This window comes from Pantoea sp. SORGH_AS_0659 (assembly GCF_031453915.1).
Classification (GTDB): Bacteria; Pseudomonadota; Gammaproteobacteria; order Enterobacterales; family Enterobacteriaceae; genus Pantoea; species Pantoea leporis.
In genome coordinates, this window is record NZ_JAVJAK010000001.1 from 2246889 (window position 1) to 2267127 (window position 20239).

Genomic DNA, 20239 nt, shown 5'->3' on the forward strand with positions numbered 1-20239 from the left:
TGGGAAACGTTATGAGATTACCTGCAGTGAAGTTTGCCACCACCGCGTTGCTATTTGCTCTGATGCCAGCCGTACAGGCAGCGGAACTGACCATTGGCCAACCCACGTCTGCCACGGCGATGGATCCCGGCTTTCTCAAAGAATCTGCCACCTTAGTCGACAACCTCTTCGATACCTTAGTGCGCCGCGCCGATGACATGTCATTACAGCCGGGCTTAGCCACTGAGTGGAAAGCGATTAACGACACCACCTGGCAATTTACCCTGCGCCAGGGCGTGAAATTTACCGATGGCGAGCCGGTGAACGCCGAAGCGGTGAAGTTCTCCATCGATCGTATTTTAGACCCCGCCAATCACGCACCGACGATTTCCTATATCCGCACCATCAAATCGGTGGACGTGATCAACGACTATCAGGTGCAGATCCACACCAACGGCCCGGATCCTCTGCTGCCCACGCGCATGAGCCGCTACCCGGCTTACATTGTGCCGCCCGCCTACGTGAAGAAGGTCGGCGCCAGCGAGTTTGCGCGCAAACCGGTGGGCAGCGGCGCTTACAAGCTGGATAGCTTTATCCCGGATGAAAAAGTGGTGATGGTCGCCAATGAAACTTACTGGCGCGGCAAACCGGCGATTGATCGCGTTACCTGGCGTCCGATTCCCGAAGCCACCGCACGCCTCACCGCGCTGCTGACCGGCGAAGTGCAGCTGATTGAAAGCGTGCCTGCTGATTTAGTGCCCGCGCTGAAAAATCGCCCCAATGTCGAACTGGAACAGGTGAAAGGCGGCGGACTGACGATTTATCTCGGCCTTAAAGATGATGAGAAACCGCTGAGTGATGTGCGCGTCCGTCAGGCGCTTTCGCTGGCGTTAAACCGTCAGGCTTATACCCAACAGCTGCTGCACGGTTTCGGTACGCCAACCGGTACCATGGCCGGAGCCAATGACTTTGGTTATCTGTCGGTTCCAGCCACCACGCAGGATGTGGCGAAAGCCAAATCGCTGCTGGCGGAAGCCGGTTACGCCAATGGCTTTACCCTGCGCTTCCAGGCACCACGCCGTTATATTGCCAGCGCCGACGTCGCACAAGCCATCGTGCAGGATTTAGCGGCGATTGGCGTGAAAGCCGAGCTGGAAGTGCCGGAGTGGTCGGTTTACACCCAGCAGGTCGCGTCCCAGAAACAGGCTCCGATGTATATGCTGGCGTGGGGATCCACGCAGACGCTGGATGCTGATGCCGCGCTGTTCCCCATCCTGCGCAGCGGCGAGCCCTATTCCACCGTGCATGATGCAGAGCTGGATAAGCTGCTCGACCAAAGCCGTCAGATTGTCGATCCCGTTGCGCGCAAAAAAGTGTTAGAGCAGATTCAGCAACGCGTCGCGGAACAACAGCCGCTGCTGCCGCTGTACCGTGAAGATACCTTGTATGCGCACAGCACGTCGCTCAACTTCAAAGGCCGCGTCGATGCCCGCATCCCGCTGTTTGATCTGAGGCTGAAATGATTTCACCGGGCACCGTGCTGCAGCGCCGTCCACGCCGCCTGATTTACGGCGATGCGGTAATCGGCAGCCTTTTGCTGATCGTGGTGATTGCCGCGGCGCTGCTCTCTCCGTGGCTGCCGTTGCCCGATGCCTTAAGTAACAATCTCAATGAGATGTTCCTGCCGCCGGGTTCACCCGGTGCGCAAGCCACACATTGGCTCGGCACCGATCAACTGGGGCGCGATCTGCTGGCGCGCATTCTCTCCGGCACGCGTTTGTCGCTGCTGGTGGTGTTGGTCGCGGCGGCGATTGGCGCGGTGATTGGCGTCGCGCTCGGTATGATCGCCGGTTACGCCGGCGGTTGGGTTGATGCGCTGATCATGCGACTGATCGACATCCAGCTGGCGGTGCCGTTTATTCTATTGATTCTGCTAGTGATTGCGCTGATGGGTGCATCACTGACCAACATCATTGTGATTATGGGCTGCACCAGTTGGGCGATTTATGCCCGCGTAGCGCGCGCCAAAACCTTAGAGATTCGGGAACTGGAATATATTCAGGCGGTGCGCGCCATGGGCTTTTCGCCGCTGCGCATACTGCTACGGCATATCCTGCCCAATCTGCTGACGCCGCTGGTGGTGTTGCTAACGCTGGATATCCCACGCCTGATCGTGCTCGAAGCCTCAGTGGGTTTTCTCGGTATGGGCATTCAGCCACCCACGCCAACGCTGGGCAATCTGATTGGCGAAGGTCGCTCTTACATGCTGCTGTCGCAATGGCTGGTGCTCTATCCCGGTTTGGTGATTGCAGCGCTGGTGATTGGCTGCAACCTGCTCGGCGATGCGCTGCTACGTCGCACGCATACGAGGCTGGATTAAGATGCTGAACATTCTGCTCAATCGCCTTGGCCAATCGGTATTAGTGCTGCTCGGCGTGTCGCTGCTGATTTTCTTTAGCCTGCACATGACGGGCGATCCGGCGGCGCTGATGATGCCGCCCGGCTCCAGCCAGCAGGAGATCGCTACTTTTCGTCATAGCATGGGCTTTGATCGTCCGCTGCTGTGGCAATACAGCCACTATCTTGGCGGCGTGCTGCACGGGGATTTTGGTGAATCGCTGCGCTACAGCCAGCCGGTATTGGCGTTGATTGCCGAACGTCTGCCGGCGACGGCGCTGCTGGCGGTGAGTGCGCTGGCATGGAGTTCGCTGCTCGGTCTGCTGCTCGGCATTATCAGCGCCCTGAGACCGCACAGCCTGTGGGATTTGTTATGTCGCCTGCTGGCCTTCTCCGGCCAGGCGATTCCGGTGTTCTGGCTCGGGCTGCTGCTGATTCTGCTGTTCAGCCTGAAGTTACAGTGGCTGCCCTCCAGCGGTTACGGCACTTTCGCCGCGTTGGTGATGCCGGCGCTCAGTCTGGGTGCGTTTTACATGAGCGCCGTGGCCCGCCTGACGCGCGCCAGCCTGCTGGATGTGCTGCAACAGGATTATATCCGCACCGCGCGCGCCAAAGGGCTCAGCGCCTGGCGCATCGTGGTACGCCACGGTTTGCGTAACGCACTGATTCCGGTGATCACCGTACAGGGCATGTATTTCGCCTCGCTGCTCGGCGGCGCACTGGTGACTGAGATTATTTTTGCCTGGCCGGGCATTGGTCGTCTGGCGATTCAGGCGATTCAAAACCGCGATTTCCCGCTGGTGCAGGCGATTGTGTTGCTCGCCGCCGTGGTGTTTGTGGCGATCAATTTGCTGATCGACCTGCTCTATCTGGTGCTGAACCCGAGGATTCGTTTATGAGTCGCCTTGACGCCACGCTTGAACTGCTGAGTGAACTGACGCGCTGGCCAAGCGTAGCCGGTCAGTTATCCTCGCAGCGCGGGTTGGCCGCCTGGCTGGAACAGTGGATGGTGGCGCAGCTGAATGCCGCGATCGTCTATCCGGTGGCGTCTCAAACCGATGATGTCCCGCCGCTGGTCCATGTACGCATCGATAACGGCAGCAGCAAAACCGTGGTGCTGTACAACATGTATGACGTAATGCCTGCGGATGATGCCGGCTGGGATGTGCCGCCGTTTGTCGGTGGCGTGTGTCACTGGGACGATCTCGGCGCGGTATTTGTCGGACGCGGTGCAGAGAACAATAAAGGCCCGGTCGCCGCCCTGCTGATTCTGCTACGTGAACTGCAGCAGAGCCAGCAGCTCGATTTTAATATCGAAATCCTGCTTGAAGGTGAAGAGGAAGTGGGCAGCGGCGCGCTGCGGCGTTATCTGGCGCAACAGCCTTGCCCGATTGCTCCCGCTGAAGCCGTGCTGTTTCCGTCACTGTGCGAATACGGTGGCGGCGCACCGCGCGTCTATCTGGGCTTTACCGGACTGGCCAGCGGACGCCTCAGCGTCACCGGCGGCGCATGGGGCGGACCGTCCTCCGCGATTCATGCCAGCAATGCCGGTTGGATCGCCAATCCGGCGTGGCGTTTAGTACAGGCATTAGATGCCATCGCGCCAGCAGAACACAGCGGCGTATTGGCGTGTCACGCCACGGACGAGGAGGCGAATCAGTTATTGGCGACCTTAGCCGCCGAATTCAGCATCAATGACGAACTGCAGTTCCGTCGCAGTCAGCGCCTGATGATCGCCGGCGATACGCTGAGCTGCCTGCAAACGCTGCTCGGCAGCGCGGTGTTAACGCTGGCAGAACTGCACAGCGATCCGCCGGGCGGACGCGGCGTCATCCCGTTCCGTGCCAGCGCGGAACTGGCGTTTCGCATCCCGCCGGGTTTCGATCAGGACGCGATGATTGCCGACGTGCAGCAGCGGCTGGCACAAGCCGATTTAGCCGGCAGCGAGCTGCACCTGTTTGATCGCTATCCCGGCGTGCGCTTTAGCCGCAGCGCCAGCGGCGTCGATGCCCTAATCGCCAGCTATCAAACGCTGGGTGCGGCACCGCAAATCTGGCCGTGGGCGCCGGGCTGTGCGCCCGCCTACGCTTTCGCGGCCGTTGCGCCCGCCTTTCTGATTGGCGGATTAGGCCACGGCGGCAACGCGCACGCCGTTAATGAGTTTGTCACGCTGGCGGGACTCGAACGCTTCCAGCAATCCATGAGCCTGTGGCTCAACGCATTCAATGATTCGGCCATTGGCCGGGTCGCGCCACACCAGGGAAACACCGCAGTACACAAAAATATAAAGGTAGTAAATAATGAAATCAGTAGAAGAGTTTGAACGCGTTCCGCTCGGCTTCTTCCCCACTCCTCACGAGCCGCTGCCGCGGCTCAGTGAGGCACTTGGGATTACGCTGACGATCAAACGTGATGACTACAGTGGCTTCGGCGGCGGCGGCAACAAAGTCCGCAAGCTGGAGTATCTGATGGCGGAGGCCTGTAAAACAGGCGTGAATGTGGTGATCACCACCGGCGGGCATCAGTCGAACCACGCCCGCATGGTGGCTGCCGCCGCACGCAAGTTTGGTATGCGTCCGGTGCTGGTGCTGCGGGGCAATCCGCCCGCAAGCTGGCAGGGTAATCTGCTGCTGGATAAGCTGTTCGGGGCCGAGGTGCAGTTCCTCGATCCCGACGGCTATTTCAGCCAGATTGAAGGTGCGATGCAGGCGCACGCGGATGCGGCTCTCGCGCAAGGTGAAACCCCCATGATTATTCCGCTGGGTGGCGCAACGCCACTCGGCGCATTGGGTTATGTACGCGCAGTGGAAGAGATAGCAGCGCAGCTGGCACCAAGCCAGACGCCCGCACCCGATTTCATCGTCGCGCCCACCGGTTCCGGCGGCACACTGGCGGGATTGCATGTGGGTACGCGTCGCTATTGGCCCAATACTAAGGTGATTGGCGTGAGCGTCAGCGCCAAAGCCGACTGGTTTCAGCCACGCATTGCCGGCATGGCGCAGGATTGTGCCGATCTGCTGCAATGGCCGCAGCAGTGGCAGCCGGAGGATATCTGGATTGAGGATGGTTATGTCGGTCAGGCGTACGGCGTGCCATCGGACGGCGGCATCGCTGCCATCTATCAACTCGCCCAACTGGAAGGCGTGCTGCTGGATCCGGTCTACACCGGTAAAGCGATGCACGGCCTGTTCTCGCTGGTCGAACAGGGGCGCATTCCGCAGGGATCGCGCGTGACCTTCGTGCATTGTGGCGGTTCTCCGGCGCTTTATCCCTTCGCCGATCGCCTGCTGGAGGCGTAATGGAAGCCTTGTTGCGTGTACTGGATGAAGCCACCGTCGCGCAATTAGGCGGCGGGGATGTCGCTTTAGCGCTGGAAGACGTCAAAGCGGTGATTCAGCTGATGCGTCTCGGCGAGGCGCAGATGCCCGCCGAAAATCACATCGACCTCGGTACGCCGCTCGGTAAAGCGTATGCCTTACCGGCGCGCGTCGGCGGCAGCTACAATGCCGCAGGCGTGAAGTGGACGGCACATCGTCCCCAGCGACCGGATGCGTTGCCCGCCGCCCTAGCCTTGACCCTGATTAACGATGCGCAGAGCGGCATTCCGCGCGGCTTGCTAGCCAGCGGGGCACTCACCGCGGCGCGCACTGCGGCGGTGAGCGCACTGGCGTTACAGCTGGCCGCACCGCGTCCGGTAAAGCGCGTGCTGCTGCTCGGCGCTGGTTTGCATGCGCAGGCGCATCTGCGCATGCTGCAGCAGCTGTTTCCGCAGCTGGAACAGATTGGCGTGTGGAATCGCTCTCCTTTTAAACTCAGCGCGTTGCGCGAAGTGCAAATCGAAACCGATCTGCCACTCGCTCTGGCGCAGCCTTATGACGCCGTGCTGACCTGTACCAGCGCCGACCAGCCGATTGTCGACGCCGCAGCGGTACGTCCCGGCAGGATCATTTTGCAGGTCGGTTATCACGAAGTGAGTTTTGCCGCCATCAAAGCCAGCAGCAAGGTGGTGGTGGATGCGTGGGGCGATTTTGCCCAGCGCAGCGCCAAAAGCCTGTTCCAGATGTTCCGCGCCGGGGAGTTTGCTGAACAGGATGTGGCGGCCGATCTCGCCGCGCTGCTGCTGGATCACTGGCGTCCACAGCCCGATGACAGCGTCTATTTCTCCTCATTTGGCCTCAACGTGTTTGATATCGCCCTCGCCGCCCGCGTGTTACAGGCCGCTGAGCACGACGAGCTCGGTTCGTTGCAGTCGCTGTTTTCAGGAGTCCTGCATGATCATTGATGTGCTTTCACTGCATCAGCGCCAGGCGCACGGCGAAGCGTTTCTGCTGATCGATGTCCGCGAATTTGCCGACTGGCAACGCGCCACCTTGCCTGGCGCGCAGCACTGTAACGTCTACGACTATTTTATTGAGGATTGCAGCGAGACAGGTTTAGCGGTGATGGCAGCCGAAGCCGCCACCGCACTGCAGCCGATGTTTACCGCGTATCCCAACGCCACGCCGGTGTTTTTCGAGCAGCAGGTTGGCATGCGTTCACCGCGCGGCGCCTGGTTCGCATGGCTGCTCAAGCGTGATGATGCGCTGATTCTGGATGGCGGCGTCGATGCCTGGATTGCGGCAGGCTATGAACTCGCGCCGGGATTGGGATTAAGCCGCACCGTGGCGCATCCACCGGCAGCCAACGCACCCGCGTGGAATCGCGAGCTGGTGTGCAGCCGTGAACAGGTACTAGCAGCGGATGGCGTGGCGGTGATCAACGTGGATGCCCGTCGCCCCAGCGAGTTTGACGGCAGCTTTGCGCATGCCTGCTGCCAGCGCGCGGGACGGATTCCACATTCTCAGCTGCTGTTCTGGGAAGATGTCATCGCCAACGGCCATTTCTTATCAGCGCAGCAGATTGCCGCACGCGCCGCGGCGGCAGGACTGAGTCAAAACGCGAAGTTGCAGGTTTATTGCCATCGTGGTGCCCGCGCCGCCACGGTGTTGGCGGCGTTAAAACTGGCGGGCTATCCCCATGTTTCGGTGTACGTCGGTTCCTGGCACGAATGGGCCGAACATCACGAACTGCCGCTGTTACACGGCAGCTGATCGCAGCGCCAGCGCCTGCTGCACGTCCGGCGCAGCGGCGAGCAGCTGGCGGGTGTAATTGTCCTGTGGATGGTTAATCACGCTGGCGGTTGCGCCGGACTCCACAATCCTGCCGTGATACATCACCACCACGCGGTCGCACAACTGACGCACCGCGCCGAGATCGTGGCTGATAAACAGCACTGATAATCCCAGCTTGTGGCGCAGCGTATTAAACAGCGCCAGAATCTGCCCGCGCACCGATAAATCCAGCGCCGCTACCGCTTCATCCGCCACCAGCAGCTTCGGCTCCATCGCCAGCGCGCGCGCAATGGCAATACGCTGACGCTGGCCGCCCGAGAACGCACCAGGCAAACGTGTGGCATGTTCGGCCTTCAATCCCACCAACGCCAGCAGCTCTTTGACTCGCTCATCCACCGCCGCACCTTTGCGCAGTTGCCAGACGCGCAGCGGTTCGGCGATCTGCTCACCAACCGGGATTTTCGGATTCAGGCTGGCATAAGGATCCTGGAAAATAATCTGCGTGTGGCGACGTAAGCTATGCAGCTGACGGCCCTGCAAATGCTGCCCCTGAAAATGCACTTCGCCGCCATCCGCCGTAATCAGGCCAATCGCCGCACTGCCCAATGTGGTTTTACCGGAGCCGGATTCGCCAATCAGTCCGACAATATCGCCCTGCGCAATCGACAGATTCGCCGGATGCAACACGGTTTGCCGTTTGGCCGGCCACAGCGGCATGCGGCGCGGCAGCGGATAGCTTTTACTGATGTCGCGCAGCACCAGCAGCGGCGGCTGTGCAACCGGCGCAGTCGCCTCGGGGATTTGCGCTGCCGAAGCAGCAATCAATTTGCGCGTGTAAGGATGCGTTGGCGCGCCGAGCGTACTCAGCACCGCACCCTGTTCAACCAGCTGCCCTTGCTGCATCACGCAGACGCGGTCGGCGTAGCGCGCCACTACCGAGAGATCGTGGGTGATCAACAAGATCCCCATGCCCATCTCCTGCTGCAACTCCTGCAACAGTGCCAGAATCTGCGCCTGAATAGTAACGTCCAGCGCGGTGGTCGGCTCATCGGCAATCAATAACTCCGGTTGACCGCTGATGGCGCTGGCGATCATCACCCGTTGCCGCATGCCACCCGACAGCTGATGGATATACTGCCGCGCGCGCTGCGCCGGATTGACGATGCCGACGCGATCCAGCAGCGCTATCGCTTCCTGCTGCGCCTGTTTCCAGCCAAACTGACGATGCCGCACCAGCACTTCGGCAATCTGTTCACCAATACGCAGCGTGGGATTCATGCTGGTCATCGGCTCCTGAAACACCGTGGCGATGCGGCAACCACGCAATTGCTGGGTTGTGCGCGCATCCAGCGGCTCGCCATTGAACACCACGCGGCCGCCACTCTGCTGCACGCCCGCCGGCAACAAACTCATCAGCGCCAGCGAGGTCAAGGTTTTGCCAGATCCCGATTCGCCAACTAACGCCAGGATTTCCTTGCGATCGAGATGAAAAGAGATGTTATCCACCAGCAAGCGCTGATCGTGAGTGTGCAGCGAGAGATTTTCAACCGAGAGCAAGCGCGCGTTAGTCATCAGGCAGGGATTCTCAACAAGGAAAAATACAGGATATATCCTGAACATAGCACGAACAAGACCGTTAAGTTATGGCACTGCGCGTGGCGGCATAAGGCTGTACGCCAGGTTTAAAATACGCCGTATTAACGGCGATGATTGCCGTTGAATCGTAAAATGATAAACTTTTTTGTATCATTGGTTTATATTATTTCATATCGACGGCAATAATCGCCGCCAGTTACATGATTCGCAAACGGGTGGCTTATGCTGAATGCTGAAAGTAGAAAGCGGCTGAGAAGCTTGATTCCTGCTGGCTTAATCGCGACGAAAACATGGCTGCAGGAGAACGATTTAAACCCGCACTTCATTGATAATGCAGTGAAGAGCGGCACGTTGATATCGCTTAAACCCGGTGTTTATATGCGTGAACCTGCACCTCTACTGTGGAAAGGCGTGGTGACTTCGTTGCAAAGAATGCAGGAACATCCGGTTCATGTCGGCGGATTAACCGCTCTGGAGTTAGACGGTTTAGCGCACTATCAGTCGCGTGGCAAGTTAGCTAGTGTTCAGCTCTACTCGGCGGCGCCGATGCCGACCTGGTTAAACAAACTCGGCATCAATACGCATTTTGATTACCACAGTACGCGTAAAATCTGGCCAGAATCACTCATGCATGAGAAGAAATTCCTCCGCGAAGAGGTGTGGCATGACTCTTTGCCAGCCTTGCACTATTCCGGACCTGAAAAAGCCATGCTGGAAGTGTTAAACGACGTACCCAAAACGATCAGCTTTGAACATGCCGATCAACTTATGCAAGGACTCTCAACGCTGTCACCGCGTAAAATAGGCGCACTTTTGCGAGCCTGCTCCAGTATTAAAGCAAAGCGATTATTTATGTGGCTGGCGGAAAGACATAATCATGCCTGGCTTAAACACCTGCATCCGGAGGCATATGATTTTGGCAGCGGAAAACGTGAACTTGCCAAAGCTGGCCGACTTGATAATAAGTGGAACATTACAGTGCCAAAGGAGGATGCACCGCGATCTGGGTGAATGGGAGCAATTACGCGATCTGTTCCACCCCGATGGCACGATAGAAATTACCAGATTTGAAGGGCTGGCGAGTGACTTTGTCGCAGGTTCAATGCGCATGGGTAAATCCGATCTGCGCACCAAACATTTGATTGCCGCTCCGGCGATTACCTTCAGCGCAAGTGGCAGCAAACCGATTCTTGAAACCAATGCGATGATCATCGCCGAGAATGTAAAACTGAATGTCGGCTGTGAATGCCACAACCGCTTTTATGACATGGCTGAAAAACGCGACGGCGTCTGGCGACTGGTACGTCGCCAAAGTATTTACGATATGGGGACCTTTACCTTCCCGCTGGGTCTGGTGGAGATAGATCCGGCGGTGGTGGCGAAATATCCGCGTGAATACGCCACGCTGGCGTATTTGCTGGAAAAGAGCGGCTTTCCGTTACAGCGGGTATATGCCACGCGCGGCAGTGAACTGGAGCAGAAGATCAAACACGACGCGAAGCAATGGTTGGCCGTTTAACTAAACCTTCTCCTGCGATAAACTCAGAATGGTGCGGATGTTCTGCGCGGTGGTGGCGATAATATCAATCGCGCCAGTGCGCAATGCCCCAAGGATCGCCATCGCTTTGGTATTTTCCGCGGCAATGGCGATCACGCAGGGAATCTTGCGGAGTTCATCAATGCTCAGCCCAATGACGCGATCGTTCATCACGGTATCCACGTGCTGGCCCTGCGAATTAAAGAAGTCGTAGCCGGCGACATCGCCCGTCACGCCCTGATTAACGCTGGCGTCGATGATTTCGTGCGGTGTGAACCAGCCGAGTTTCACCATATAGCTGTTTTCGTTCATGTCGCCGATGCCCACCAGCGCCACGTCGGCTTTACGCGCGCGGTCCAGCGTCTCTTTGATGGTGCCGTTTTGCATAAACGCATCGCGCAACGCGCGGTTCTCAACATAAGCGGGCGCGTAAAGCGTTTCGCTGATGCCGCCGAACTTCTTCGCCAGACGACGGCTGATATGGTCGGCGTTAATGGCATCACCGGGACGATGCGTGCCGCCAATACCGCTGATAAACAGACAATTACGCGTCGGCACCTGGCCGGGATAATCGGCGACAGCGGCCACGTTGCGTCCTTGCCCAACGGCAACAATGGCATCGTCTTTCAGCGACTGCGCTAAATGTGACGACACCAGCGCGGCGACCTGACGTCGCTGCTCTTCCTGATCGGGCTGATCGAGCGCTATCAGCGCACGTTGCAGTTGTGGGAAGCGATTTTGCAGCTGTTGTTCGAGGCGGGTGCTGAAGACGGGATGGTAGCGCACGTTGATTTCGACGATGCCCTCTTCGCGTGCGCGTTTGAGCAGCCGGCCGACTTTAATGCGGGAAATACCAAACTTACGCGCAATCTCCTCCTGGGTGATTTCGTCCTGATAATAGGCGACAGCTATTTCCGTCAGCAGCTCGGAGTCCTGAGAAAGCGTGTTTTTTTCCATCCGTAACCTGTCTTTTTGGGCGTTATATGAAGATGTTGCGACCGCGCCATGTAGGGTGCGAATTGATGCGCACCAGGTCAACATAAATGGCGACCCTACAAAATGGGGCGAGATCTGACTTTGGCAGGGAGTTATATCATTGATACGACTCGCTTCGCCAGACCACAGCGCCGCGAGTCGATCGAGCGTCACGCTTAGCGCTTGATGGCGTCGATTTTCAGCATACGGGCAATCACGATATCCAGCTCTTTCTGATCGAAGATCTGTTTCCAGTCAGGTTTCACAATCTTCTCACGACCGTACTCCATGGCGATCATGCAGGCATCCGAGAACGGGTTGGTCGCGCGGAACGCCACGGCGAGCGCGATCTGAATATGGCCGTACAACATCGCTTTAGCCGCTTCTTCCGGCACGCCGCTGTGCTTCACGGTTTCATCCAGCGCCTCTTTCATAAACGCACCCACCATGCAGGCTACGGTTTCCACCAGCGTCGGTTCCAGATACGCCAGCTGCGTCACGGTGACCCAATGCACCTGCTCCACCGGGCCGTACATCACGCTGATCACCTTGCTCAGCTCGGCTTTCTGCTCATCAGAACCAGTTTCATAGGAAGCCGCCACGTGCTGAATCGCCGCGATACCACCGAAGGCATCGGCATGTTCTTCTTTGGTGTAACGCTCAAGGAATACCGACGGATGGCAAGGATGCGCCACCGCGTATTCAATGCCATCACGATGGGCGATCAGATTGGCGTAGGCCGCCGCCGGGTCCAGCGTCAGCAGAATCGCGCCCGGTTTCATCTGTGGCACCACGTCTTCAGACACTTTGCCCAGCACGATATCCGGCACAGCAAGAATCACCACGTCGCTCAATGGCACCACGGAGGCGGCATCAGAAAGTTCGCGCCCCTGTGCGCTCACCTGCTCTTGCGCCTTGGGGGAGTTCTCACAGTAAAACACCTGGTAATCGCTTTTCTGGAAGTTGGCAGAAATACGCATACCCATTTTGCCGCCCGCGCCAATCACGGTGATGGTTTTCAGTTGCACGCTCATGTTGTTACTCCTGATCTTGTTTACTACGTAAGAATTCAACGGTGCGGCGAGTCCATTCGGCTTCTCGCTCGCAGGTTACAGCGGCATCGTCTTGCCACGGCAACCAATGTTCGACGATTTGGTTAATGCCTTTATCCGCCGGGCGCACGCTGGCGATCATCCGGTCGTAATCCAGCAAGCCTTCGCCCATCGGGCAGCCGGCGAAGGTAAAGCCGATCCAGCCATCACGGCGCGTGAAGGCAAAGTCTTTGATGTGCAGATTGCCGACGCGCGCGGCGGTGTTGGCAATCACCTGCTCTGGCAGTTCGAGTCCGGCGACACAGTTGGCGGGGTCGAGACACACGCCGAGCCACGGAGACAGGAACTTGTTGATCACTGACATCATCGCGCCGCTGTTCACCTGCTCGTATGTCTCCAGACAGAGACGCACCTGCTGGCGGGCAAAATCCGGCAACACTGCGCCAATCAGCTCGGCGGCTTCGTCAAGCGTGGGGCGGTGATCGGCGGTGTAGAACATCGAGCGTATGACGCGCGCATCAAGGATCTCCGCCATGTGCAGATAACGACGCAGATGCGCAGTGCCGAGGCCGCGCGTGCCGAGTTCCAGCGTGATGCCGAGCGCATCAGCCTGCTGACGCAGCGTCAGCAGCTGTGCGTCAGTCCAGCTTTCAATCGCCGGGTAGTCGCAGATTTGAAACACCGACACATCCAGTTCGGCGGTCTGTTGCAGCATCTGCTCCAGCGTCAGCGGATGAGGGACTTTCGATGACATGCGCCAGAAAAAGGCGTAGGTACTGAGTCCGATACGGCTCATTAACGCAGCTCCTGAGCCAGCTCACTGGCTTCATCAATAATTTGTGCCAACGCTTTGGGATCGTGGGCAAAGCGCCCCAGAAACAGGCCATTTACGTCCGCGCCAAGGCGCTGAATCAGTCCCGGACCGGCACTGCCGCCGTAAATGATTTTCAGGGTGATGCCGGGCGGCGTGGCGAGCTGCTGCAATCCGGCGCACACGGCGCGGATGTAGCTGTCCGGTGCCGGTTGCGGCGCACCAATTGCCCACTGCGGTTCATAGGCAAAGAACACTTCGCCCTTTAAGCCCTGCTGCGCCGACTCGGCCAGCGCTTCGGCCAGCTGCTGCTGGCACAGCGCGATTGCCTGCTGCGGTTCTGCCTGCACTTCTTCACCGATACACAGCACCGGCGTGATGCCATGACGCAGCGACATCGCCACTTTGGCAGCAATTTGCACTTTGTCTTCGTGGAAATGACGACGGCGCTCAGCGTGACCAATTTCGGCCAGCGAGCAGCCCAACTCCTGCAACATACTGGCGCTGACTTCACCGGTCCAGGCTCCGTTCTCCGCCTGGCAAACATCCTGAGCGCCGAAGCGCACCGGCGTGTCAGCGAAGATGGCTGCAACCGCCGGAATCGCTGGATAAGCCGGTAACACAAACAAGCCCACGTCGCCGTTTTTCACCGCAGCATGGTCGGCTAATGCCGCTACATCACGACACCATTGCAAGGTTTGCTGATAGCCGAAGTACATTTTTAAACTGACGCCGAGCCAGATTTTTGGCTGAGACATGCTTCAAGCTCCTTGTTCAGAGGCACTGTGTTCTTTTAGCAGATCGCCGACGGTATTGACGATCAATGCCAGCGAAATGGCTCCGGCATCCGGCGTGCCAACGCTTTTTTCTGCCAGCGGACGCGCACGCCCCATTTTTGGCACCAGCTGCGCGGTGTCCTGCGCAGCTTTATCAGCCACCTGCGCCGCCTTCAGCCAGGCGTCCGTTAACGACGCACCGGCGGCAACCGCCTCATTCAGGCTGTCGCTGAACGGCACCAGCACATCCACCATGGTTTTATCGCCAACGCGCGCTTTACCAAAGTGCATAATGCCTTCTTTTGCTTCACGCACGCCGGTGGCCACACGCTGTGCATCTGGTGTCTGACGATCGCCAAGCGCGGTACCCAATGCAGTTAGCGCCACGCCCCACAACGCGCCGGAGGTGCCACCCGCTTTATCGGCCCACGCATCTGCCGCGCGGCACAGCAAGCTGCCCGCCCCGGCACCGCGCGCAGCGACTTCACGCGCTTTCTCAACCGCGCCCAGCACGCCGCGCTCCATGCCGATACCGTGGTCGCCGTCACCGGCCACCGCATCGATATCGCCAAGGCGTTCAGCGTTACGCTGTAACATTTCCGCCACGGATTCGAGCAGCTGGAGTACGCGCTTCGCGCTCTCTTGCGATTCCGCGGTGGCTGCTGGCAAGGCTTCTTCCATGCTTTCAATGCGGTCAGCGGCGCTTAACGGTTCGGCAACCAATACGCTGCCTTTGCGGTACGCTGGCGTATTAGTCGGCGCGCGCCACAAGGTTTCCAGCTGATCGTCCAGCCACATCAGCGTCAGTGACGCACCGGCCATATTGAAGCTGGTGACAAACTCACCGACGTCCGGCTCAACCACCTGCAGGTTGGCGGCCTCCAGCAGTTGCGCGACGCGACGATAGACGACGAACAGCTCTTCATATTTCACCGAGCCCAGACCGTTGAGGATCACCGCCACGCGCTGACCTTCGGCCTGCGGGATGTCGGCTGGCAATTCATTGAGCAAGCGCTCCACGAAGATCTCGGCCAGCTCATCCGCACTCGGCATGTCGGTCTCTTTGATCCCCGGCTCGCCGTGAATGCCCAGTCCCAGCGCCATGCGCCCTTTTTCCACTTCGAACAGCGGATGCGAAGCGCCCGGCAGGCTGCAACCGGAAAACGCCACGCCAAATGTACGCGTGCGGCTATTCGCGTGCTGTGCCAGCTGCAGGACCTTTGATAAATCGTGACCCGCTTCAGCCGCGGCGCAGGCGGCTTTGAACACGCACAGATCGCCAGCCACACCGCGACGCTTCTCCAGCTCATCTTTACCCGCGCTGGAGATATCGTCGGTCACCGCCAGCACTTCACAGGCGATACCTTCCGCCCGCAAACGCTCGCACGCCTGGCCGAAGTGCAGCACATCCCCGGCGTAGTTACCGAACATCAGCAACACGCCCGCGCCATTATGGGCCGCACGCGCTACGTTGTAGATCTGCTGCGCTGATGGCGAAGCGAATAAGTTACCCATCGCCGCGCCGTGTGCCAGACCTTGTCCAACCAACCCGGCGAACGCCGGATAGTGACCGGACCCGCCGCCCACAATCACCGCCACCGTATTCGGCTGGCTGCGGGTGCTGCGCACCACGCCTCCGGTGACCTGACGGACTTTATCGGCGTTGGCGGCGACAAAGCCTTCGATAAGCTCAGCGGCAAAGGCTGAAGGTTGGTTAAACAGGTACGTCATATTAATGCTCCTGAGCTAAAGAGGTCGGCTGAGACGGCGAGCGACGGCGATTAAGTAACAGCATGAGGAACGCGGACAGCAGCATGAATCCACCCACCACAAACATCGGCAAGGCGTAGCTGTTGGTGGCGTCGTGCAGCGCGCCGGTGATGTAGCCCGCGGAGAAGCCCGCTACGTTTCCTAAGGTATTGATCAAAGCAATGGCTGCGGCGGCAGACGCGCCGGTCAGGAACTGCGTGGGTAAGGTCCAGAAATTCGGCAGTGCAGCGAAGATGGAGCTGGCGGTAATCGCAATCACCATAATGGTGGTGAACGGCGAATCCATATACAGCGCCAGCGGCACGCTGATGCCGCCTGCCAGCGCTGGAATGGCGATATGCCAGGTTTTGCAACCGCGACGCGTGGCATCTTTTGACCAGAAGAACATCACCACCGCCGCAATCAGGTACGGCACGCCGGTAATCAGCCCTTTCTGCATCACGTTAAAAGTGGTACCGAACTGCTGCTGGAAGCCCGCGATAATGGTTGGCAGGAAGAACGCCAGCGCATACAGGCCATAAATAAAGCCGAAGTAAATCAGGCACAGCATCCAGACGCGGCCGTTGCCCATCACCGAGCGCAGGCTGTGTTTTTGATGGCCCTGCTTCTGTTGATGCTCGGCTTCCAGTTCGGTGGTCAGCCAGGTTTTCTCTTCGGCGGTCAGCCACTTGGCCTGACGCGGCGAATCCACCAACCAGAACAGCGCGACGATACCAATCAGAATCGCGGGAATCGACACGCCCATAAACATCACGCGCCAGCCTTCCATGCCGAACAGGCCGTGCTGCTGAATCAGGGACGCGGCTAATGGCGCACCGAACACCACCGTTAGCGGCTGGGCAAGATAGAACAGCGACAGGATTTTGCTGCGATGACGTCCCGGCACCCACATGCTTAGGTAGAGAATCGCGCCTGGGAAGAAGCCAGCTTCGGCGATACCCAGCAGCAAACGCAGCGTATACAAGCCTTCTACACTGCTCACCCAGGTAAACAGCAGCGAGACAATGCCCCAGCTGATCATGATGCGCGCCAGCCAGCGACGCGCGCCGAACTTATGCAGCGCCAGGTTGCTTGGCACTTCCAGCAGAATGTAGCCAATAAAGAAGATGCCCGACGCCAGGCCAAACTGCAGCGCGGTGAGGCCGAGGTCTTGCGTCATGCCGTTGGGGCCGGCAAACGAAATCGCGGTGCGATCGAGGAAGTTGATAAAGAACATCAGCGCCACGAACGGCACTAAGCGCCAGGAGATTTTTCTGATGGTGGATTGTTCCACCGCTGTCATTGATGGTTGGTTCATAACGCACCTCCACGACGTGCGTGAGTGATCATTTCTTGATGTGGTGTTGACCAATCGCCAAACAGGCGCTGGCTGCAGGAGTACTGAGAGGTACGGTGTAAATGACACATGTTCGAGTCCTCGATGGGTCTTCTTGTACATTGGTATAGTCATGCGAACATATGAACACTACACGGATAATTGTGCATCCCTCAACTGCAACACGCGAAAGTGTGAGCAGCCGCATAAGATTTGATTTTGGTCAATTTATCGGATTACCACGCCCATTTGCCGGCGCACGGGCGATTTCAAGGGGTTCGATGAGGTATTCAGGCGCGATCCTGATGGCGATTCATATGAACAACCATTGAACATATGATTGATTTTGTGGCAGGCTAACTATGAACAACTTCTCGCCTGCTGAACAAACGTGCAGGCGTCATTGCACACCCTGCTGGAGAACGACGATGAAAACTATCGCAATTGGCGCCGATGATGCGGCTATCGAATTGAAAAATGTGATTAAAAAGCTGCTGGAAGAGAAAGAGTATGTGGTGACGGATTATACCAATGACGCGCAAAACGACCGTCCGATGTACCCGGATGTGGCATTTGCGCTCGCCACCGCTATCCAGAAGAACGAATTTGAGCGCGGCATTCTGCTTTGCGGCACCGGCATCGGCGTGGCGATTGTCGCCAACAAGGTGGAAGGCGTGCGTGCGGCGCAGTGTCATGACACCTTCTCTGCCGAGCGTGCTCGCAAGAGCAACAACGCGCAGATCATGACCATGGGCGCGCGCGTCATCGGGCCTGAGCTGGCGAAGAATATCGTGAATGCCTGGCTGGCATCGGAGTTTGAAGGTGGCGGCTCAACCGCCAAAGTAGACAAGATCGGTTACTACGAACAAGTATCCCACGCTAAATAAGCGCCGACGTCGCACCTCTGGAGAACCTTATGTCGACACGCCGGGAAAGAGCCAATGCCATCCGCGCTTTGAGTATGGATGGCGTACAACAAGCCAATTCGGGACATCCTGGCGCCCCGCTGGGCATGGCGGATATCGCTGAAGTGTTGTGGCTCGACTTTTTGCAGCACAATCCACGCAATCCTCACTGGGCTAACCGCGACCGCTTCGTGTTATCGAACGGTCACGGTTCGATGCTGATTTACAGCCTGTTGCACCTGAGCGGTTACGATTTGCCGCTCAGTGAATTAAAAAATTTTCGTCAGCTGCACTCCAAAACGCCGGGGCATCCCGAATACGGCTACACGCCCGGCGTTGAAACCACCACCGGCCCGCTGGGTCAGGGCATCGCTAACGCAGTGGGTTTTGCCATTGCCGAGCGCACGCTGGCAGCGCAGTTCAACCGTCCGGGTCATGACATCGTAGACCATAACACCTACGTGTTTATGGGCGACGGCTGCATGATGGAAGGCATCTCACACGAAGTCTGCTCCATCGCCGGTACCCTGAAGCTGGGCAAACTGGTTGCTTTCTATGACGACAACGGCATCTCCATCGACGGTCACGTTGACGGCTGGTTCACCGACGACACCGCCAAACGTTTTGAAGCCTACGGCTGGCACGTGGTGCGCGGCGTGGACGGTCACGATGCCGACGCGATTAAGAAAGCGGTGGAAGAAGCCAAAGCGGTTTCCGACAAGCCTTCACTGCTGATGTGCAAAACCGTTATCGGTTTTGGTTCGCCGAACAAAGCCGGTACGCACGACTCGCACGGCGCGCCGCTGGGTGCCGACGAAATCGCGCTGACCCGCAAGCAGCTCGGTTGGAACCACGGTCCGTTTGAAATCCCTTCAGACATCTACGCGCAGTGGGATGCCAAAGAAGCCGGCCAGGCGAAAGAGTCCGCATGGGACCAGAAGTTTGCCGCCTACGCCGCCGCGCATCCGGAACTGGCTGCCGAGTTCAAACGTCGCGTGAACAATGAGCTGCCGGCGAACTGGGCCAGCGAGTCGCAGAAGTTCATCGAGCAGCTGCAGGCCAGTCCGGCGAAAATCGCCAGCCGTAAAGCCTCGCAGAACGCTATTGAAGCCTTCGGTAAAATCCTGCCGGAATATCTGGGCGGCTCCGCTGATTTGGCGCCGAGTAACCTCACCATGTGGTCTGGCTCTAAGCCAATCAACGAAGATGCGGCGGGCAACTACATCCATTACGGCGTGCGCGAGTTCGGTATGACCGCCATCGCCAACGGTATCGCGCTGCACGGCGGCTTCCTGCCTTACACCGCCACCTTCCTGATGTTCGTCGAGTACGCGCGCAACGCCGCACGTATGGCCGCGCTGATGAAAATCCGTCAGATCATGGTTTACACCCACGACTCGATTGGTCTGGGCGAAGATGGCCCTACGCACCAGCCGGTTGAGCAGATGGCCAGCCTGCGCGTGACGCCAAACATGAGCCTGTGGCGCCCGTGCGACCAGGTTGAGTCAGCGGTGGCGTGGAAGTACGCGATTGAACGCGTGGACGGCCCGTCGGCGCTGATCTTCTCGCGTCAGAACCTGGCGCAGCAGGATCGTAGCGCTGAGCAGTTGGCTAACGTGGCGCGCGGCGGTTACGTGTTGAAGGACAGCGAAGGTACGCCAGAGCTGATCCTGATCGCCACCGGTTCAGAAGTGGAACTGGCAGTGGCTGCGTTTGATCAGCTGACGGCGGAAGGCCGCAAGGTGCGCGTGGTGTCTATGCCATCCACCGACGCCTTCGACAAGCAGGACGCGGCGTACCGTGAATCCGTGCTGCCAAAAGCCGTTGCCGCACGCGTGGCGATTGAAGCGGGTATCGCGGATTACTGGTTCAAATACACCGGCCTAAACGGCGCGATCGTCGGCATGACCACCTTCGGTGAGTCAGCGCCTGCGGATCAGCTGTTCAAAGAGTTTGGTTTTACGGTTGAGAACGTGGTTAACACGGCGAGATCGGTTTTGTGATTTGAGGTCGCT

At 58.4% G+C, this 20239-nt stretch carries 18 protein-coding genes; 11 read left to right on the top strand and 7 right to left on the bottom strand.

Annotated features, from left to right (window positions below; genetic code table 11):
* Positions 1-11 precede the first annotated feature (11 nt).
* Genes Q3H59_RS10460 through Q3H59_RS10490 form a run of 7 tightly spaced genes read left to right on the top strand, consistent with a single transcriptional unit; the run spans position 12 to position 7466 of the window.
* Positions 12-1502: an ABC transporter substrate-binding protein gene (locus tag Q3H59_RS10460; protein ID WP_309834670.1), complete on the top strand. Its 1491-nt coding sequence runs from the start codon at positions 12-14 to the stop codon at positions 1500-1502.
* A complete protein-coding gene (locus Q3H59_RS10465) occupies positions 1499-2359 on the top strand; it encodes an ABC transporter permease (RefSeq protein WP_101764420.1) in 861 nt (286 codons plus the stop codon). The genes Q3H59_RS10460 and Q3H59_RS10465 overlap by 4 nt, the downstream gene beginning before the upstream one ends.
* Before the next feature lies 1 nt (position 2360).
* Positions 2361-3275, top strand: a complete 915-nt coding sequence (locus tag Q3H59_RS10470) for an ABC transporter permease (protein WP_064738660.1) — start codon at positions 2361-2363, stop codon at positions 3273-3275.
* Positions 3272-4699: a M20/M25/M40 family metallo-hydrolase gene (locus Q3H59_RS10475; RefSeq protein ID WP_309834674.1), complete on the top strand. Its 1428-nt coding sequence runs from the start codon at positions 3272-3274 to the stop codon at positions 4697-4699. The genes Q3H59_RS10470 and Q3H59_RS10475 overlap by 4 nt, the downstream gene beginning before the upstream one ends.
* The gene (locus Q3H59_RS10480) at positions 4677-5675 is read left to right on the top strand and encodes a D-cysteine desulfhydrase family protein (RefSeq protein WP_309834676.1); all 999 of its coding nucleotides are present in this window, start codon (positions 4677-4679) and stop codon (positions 5673-5675) included. Before Q3H59_RS10475 ends, Q3H59_RS10480 begins: the two co-directional genes overlap by 23 nt.
* Complete coding sequence (locus tag Q3H59_RS10485) at positions 5675-6658, top strand: ornithine cyclodeaminase (protein WP_309834678.1); 984 nt, start codon at positions 5675-5677, stop codon at positions 6656-6658. Before Q3H59_RS10480 ends, Q3H59_RS10485 begins: the two co-directional genes overlap by 1 nt.
* A complete protein-coding gene (locus Q3H59_RS10490) occupies positions 6648-7466 on the top strand; it encodes a rhodanese-like domain-containing protein (RefSeq protein ID WP_309834681.1) in 819 nt (272 codons plus the stop codon). The genes Q3H59_RS10485 and Q3H59_RS10490 overlap by 11 nt, the downstream gene beginning before the upstream one ends.
* Here Q3H59_RS10490 and Q3H59_RS10495 read toward each other — a convergent pair.
* A complete protein-coding gene (locus tag Q3H59_RS10495; protein WP_309834682.1) occupies positions 7452-9059 on the bottom strand; it encodes an ABC transporter ATP-binding protein in 1608 nt (535 codons plus the stop codon). The two genes, Q3H59_RS10490 and Q3H59_RS10495, sit on opposite strands and share 15 nt — an antisense overlap.
* Before the next feature lie 246 nt (positions 9060-9305).
* Here Q3H59_RS10495 and Q3H59_RS10500 point away from each other — a divergent pair, with 246 nt between their 5' ends.
* On the top strand, positions 9306-10094 hold the full coding sequence (locus Q3H59_RS10500; protein ID WP_192411856.1) for a type IV toxin-antitoxin system AbiEi family antitoxin: 789 nt from the start codon (positions 9306-9308) through the stop codon (positions 10092-10094).
* The gene (locus Q3H59_RS10505) at positions 10075-10602 is read left to right on the top strand and encodes a nuclear transport factor 2 family protein (protein ID WP_309834684.1); all 528 of its coding nucleotides are present in this window, start codon (positions 10075-10077) and stop codon (positions 10600-10602) included. Before Q3H59_RS10500 ends, Q3H59_RS10505 begins: the two co-directional genes overlap by 20 nt.
* On the opposite strand, the gene Q3H59_RS10510 is transcribed toward Q3H59_RS10505, so the two are convergent.
* The 6 genes from Q3H59_RS10510 to Q3H59_RS10535 all read right to left on the bottom strand — a co-directional run bounded on the left by Q3H59_RS10510 (position 10603) and on the right by Q3H59_RS10535 (position 17301).
* Positions 10603-11577 carry a sugar-binding transcriptional regulator gene (locus Q3H59_RS10510; RefSeq protein ID WP_008104043.1) on the bottom strand — a complete coding sequence of 325 codons (975 nt, stop codon included), beginning with the start codon at positions 11575-11577 and terminating at the stop codon, positions 10603-10605.
* Positions 11578-11771: 194 nt separating this feature from the next.
* Positions 11772-12629: a phosphogluconate dehydrogenase C-terminal domain-containing protein gene (locus tag Q3H59_RS10515; protein WP_309834686.1), complete on the bottom strand. Its 858-nt coding sequence runs from the start codon at positions 12627-12629 to the stop codon at positions 11772-11774.
* Between the two features lie 4 nt (positions 12630-12633).
* Positions 12634-13443 carry a sugar phosphate isomerase/epimerase gene (locus Q3H59_RS10520; RefSeq protein WP_210080639.1) on the bottom strand — a complete coding sequence of 270 codons (810 nt, stop codon included), beginning with the start codon at positions 13441-13443 and terminating at the stop codon, positions 12634-12636.
* Positions 13443-14216, bottom strand: coding sequence for a triose-phosphate isomerase family protein (locus Q3H59_RS10525; protein WP_309834690.1), 774 nt, complete (start codon positions 14214-14216; stop codon positions 13443-13445). Before Q3H59_RS10525 ends, Q3H59_RS10520 begins: the two co-directional genes overlap by 1 nt.
* A 3-nt stretch (positions 14217-14219) precedes the next feature.
* A complete protein-coding gene (locus tag Q3H59_RS10530; RefSeq protein ID WP_309834691.1) occupies positions 14220-15965 on the bottom strand; it encodes a dihydroxyacetone kinase family protein in 1746 nt (581 codons plus the stop codon).
* A gap of 1 nt (position 15966) precedes the next feature.
* Positions 15967-17301, bottom strand: a complete 1335-nt coding sequence (locus tag Q3H59_RS10535; protein ID WP_101764431.1) for an MFS transporter — start codon at positions 17299-17301, stop codon at positions 15967-15969.
* Positions 17302-17747: 446 nt separating this feature from the next.
* On the opposite strand from Q3H59_RS10535, the gene Q3H59_RS10540 reads away from it, so the two are divergent.
* Positions 17748-18206: an RpiB/LacA/LacB family sugar-phosphate isomerase gene (locus tag Q3H59_RS10540; RefSeq protein WP_101764432.1), complete on the top strand. Its 459-nt coding sequence runs from the start codon at positions 17748-17750 to the stop codon at positions 18204-18206.
* A 29-nt stretch (positions 18207-18235) separates the two neighbouring features.
* On the top strand, positions 18236-20227 hold the full coding sequence (gene tkt / locus Q3H59_RS10545) for a transketolase (protein ID WP_309834694.1): 1992 nt from the start codon (positions 18236-18238) through the stop codon (positions 20225-20227).
* Positions 20228-20239 lie beyond the last annotated feature (12 nt).

Coding starts and splice junctions, on each gene's coding strand:
- Q3H59_RS10485 (WP_309834678.1), top strand. CDS start 5,675: ATGGAAGCCTTGTTGCGTGTACTGGATGAAGCCACCGTCGCGCAATTA.
- tkt (WP_309834694.1), top strand. CDS start 18,236: ATGTCGACACGCCGGGAAAGAGCCAATGCCATCCGCGCTTTGAGTATG.
- Q3H59_RS10520 (WP_210080639.1), bottom strand. CDS start 13,443: ATGAGCCGTATCGGACTCAGTACCTACGCCTTTTTCTGGCGCATGTCA.
- Q3H59_RS10505 (WP_309834684.1), top strand. CDS start 10,075: ATGCACCGCGATCTGGGTGAATGGGAGCAATTACGCGATCTGTTCCAC.
- Q3H59_RS10465 (WP_101764420.1), top strand. CDS start 1,499: ATGATTTCACCGGGCACCGTGCTGCAGCGCCGTCCACGCCGCCTGATT.
- Q3H59_RS10525 (WP_309834690.1), bottom strand. CDS start 14,216: ATGTCTCAGCCAAAAATCTGGCTCGGCGTCAGTTTAAAAATGTACTTC.
- Q3H59_RS10530 (WP_309834691.1), bottom strand. CDS start 15,965: ATGACGTACCTGTTTAACCAACCTTCAGCCTTTGCCGCTGAGCTTATC.
- Q3H59_RS10535 (WP_101764431.1), bottom strand. CDS start 17,301: ATGAACCAACCATCAATGACAGCGGTGGAACAATCCACCATCAGAAAA.
- Q3H59_RS10470 (WP_064738660.1), top strand. CDS start 2,361: ATGCTGAACATTCTGCTCAATCGCCTTGGCCAATCGGTATTAGTGCTG.
- Q3H59_RS10480 (WP_309834676.1), top strand. CDS start 4,677: ATGAAATCAGTAGAAGAGTTTGAACGCGTTCCGCTCGGCTTCTTCCCC.
- Q3H59_RS10500 (WP_192411856.1), top strand. CDS start 9,306: ATGCTGAATGCTGAAAGTAGAAAGCGGCTGAGAAGCTTGATTCCTGCT.
- Q3H59_RS10460 (WP_309834670.1), top strand. CDS start 12: ATGAGATTACCTGCAGTGAAGTTTGCCACCACCGCGTTGCTATTTGCT.
- Q3H59_RS10510 (WP_008104043.1), bottom strand. CDS start 11,577: ATGGAAAAAAACACGCTTTCTCAGGACTCCGAGCTGCTGACGGAAATA.
- Q3H59_RS10475 (WP_309834674.1), top strand. CDS start 3,272: ATGAGTCGCCTTGACGCCACGCTTGAACTGCTGAGTGAACTGACGCGC.
- Q3H59_RS10495 (WP_309834682.1), bottom strand. CDS start 9,059: ATGACTAACGCGCGCTTGCTCTCGGTTGAAAATCTCTCGCTGCACACT.
- Q3H59_RS10540 (WP_101764432.1), top strand. CDS start 17,748: ATGAAAACTATCGCAATTGGCGCCGATGATGCGGCTATCGAATTGAAA.
- Q3H59_RS10515 (WP_309834686.1), bottom strand. CDS start 12,629: ATGAGCGTGCAACTGAAAACCATCACCGTGATTGGCGCGGGCGGCAAA.
- Q3H59_RS10490 (WP_309834681.1), top strand. CDS start 6,648: ATGATCATTGATGTGCTTTCACTGCATCAGCGCCAGGCGCACGGCGAA.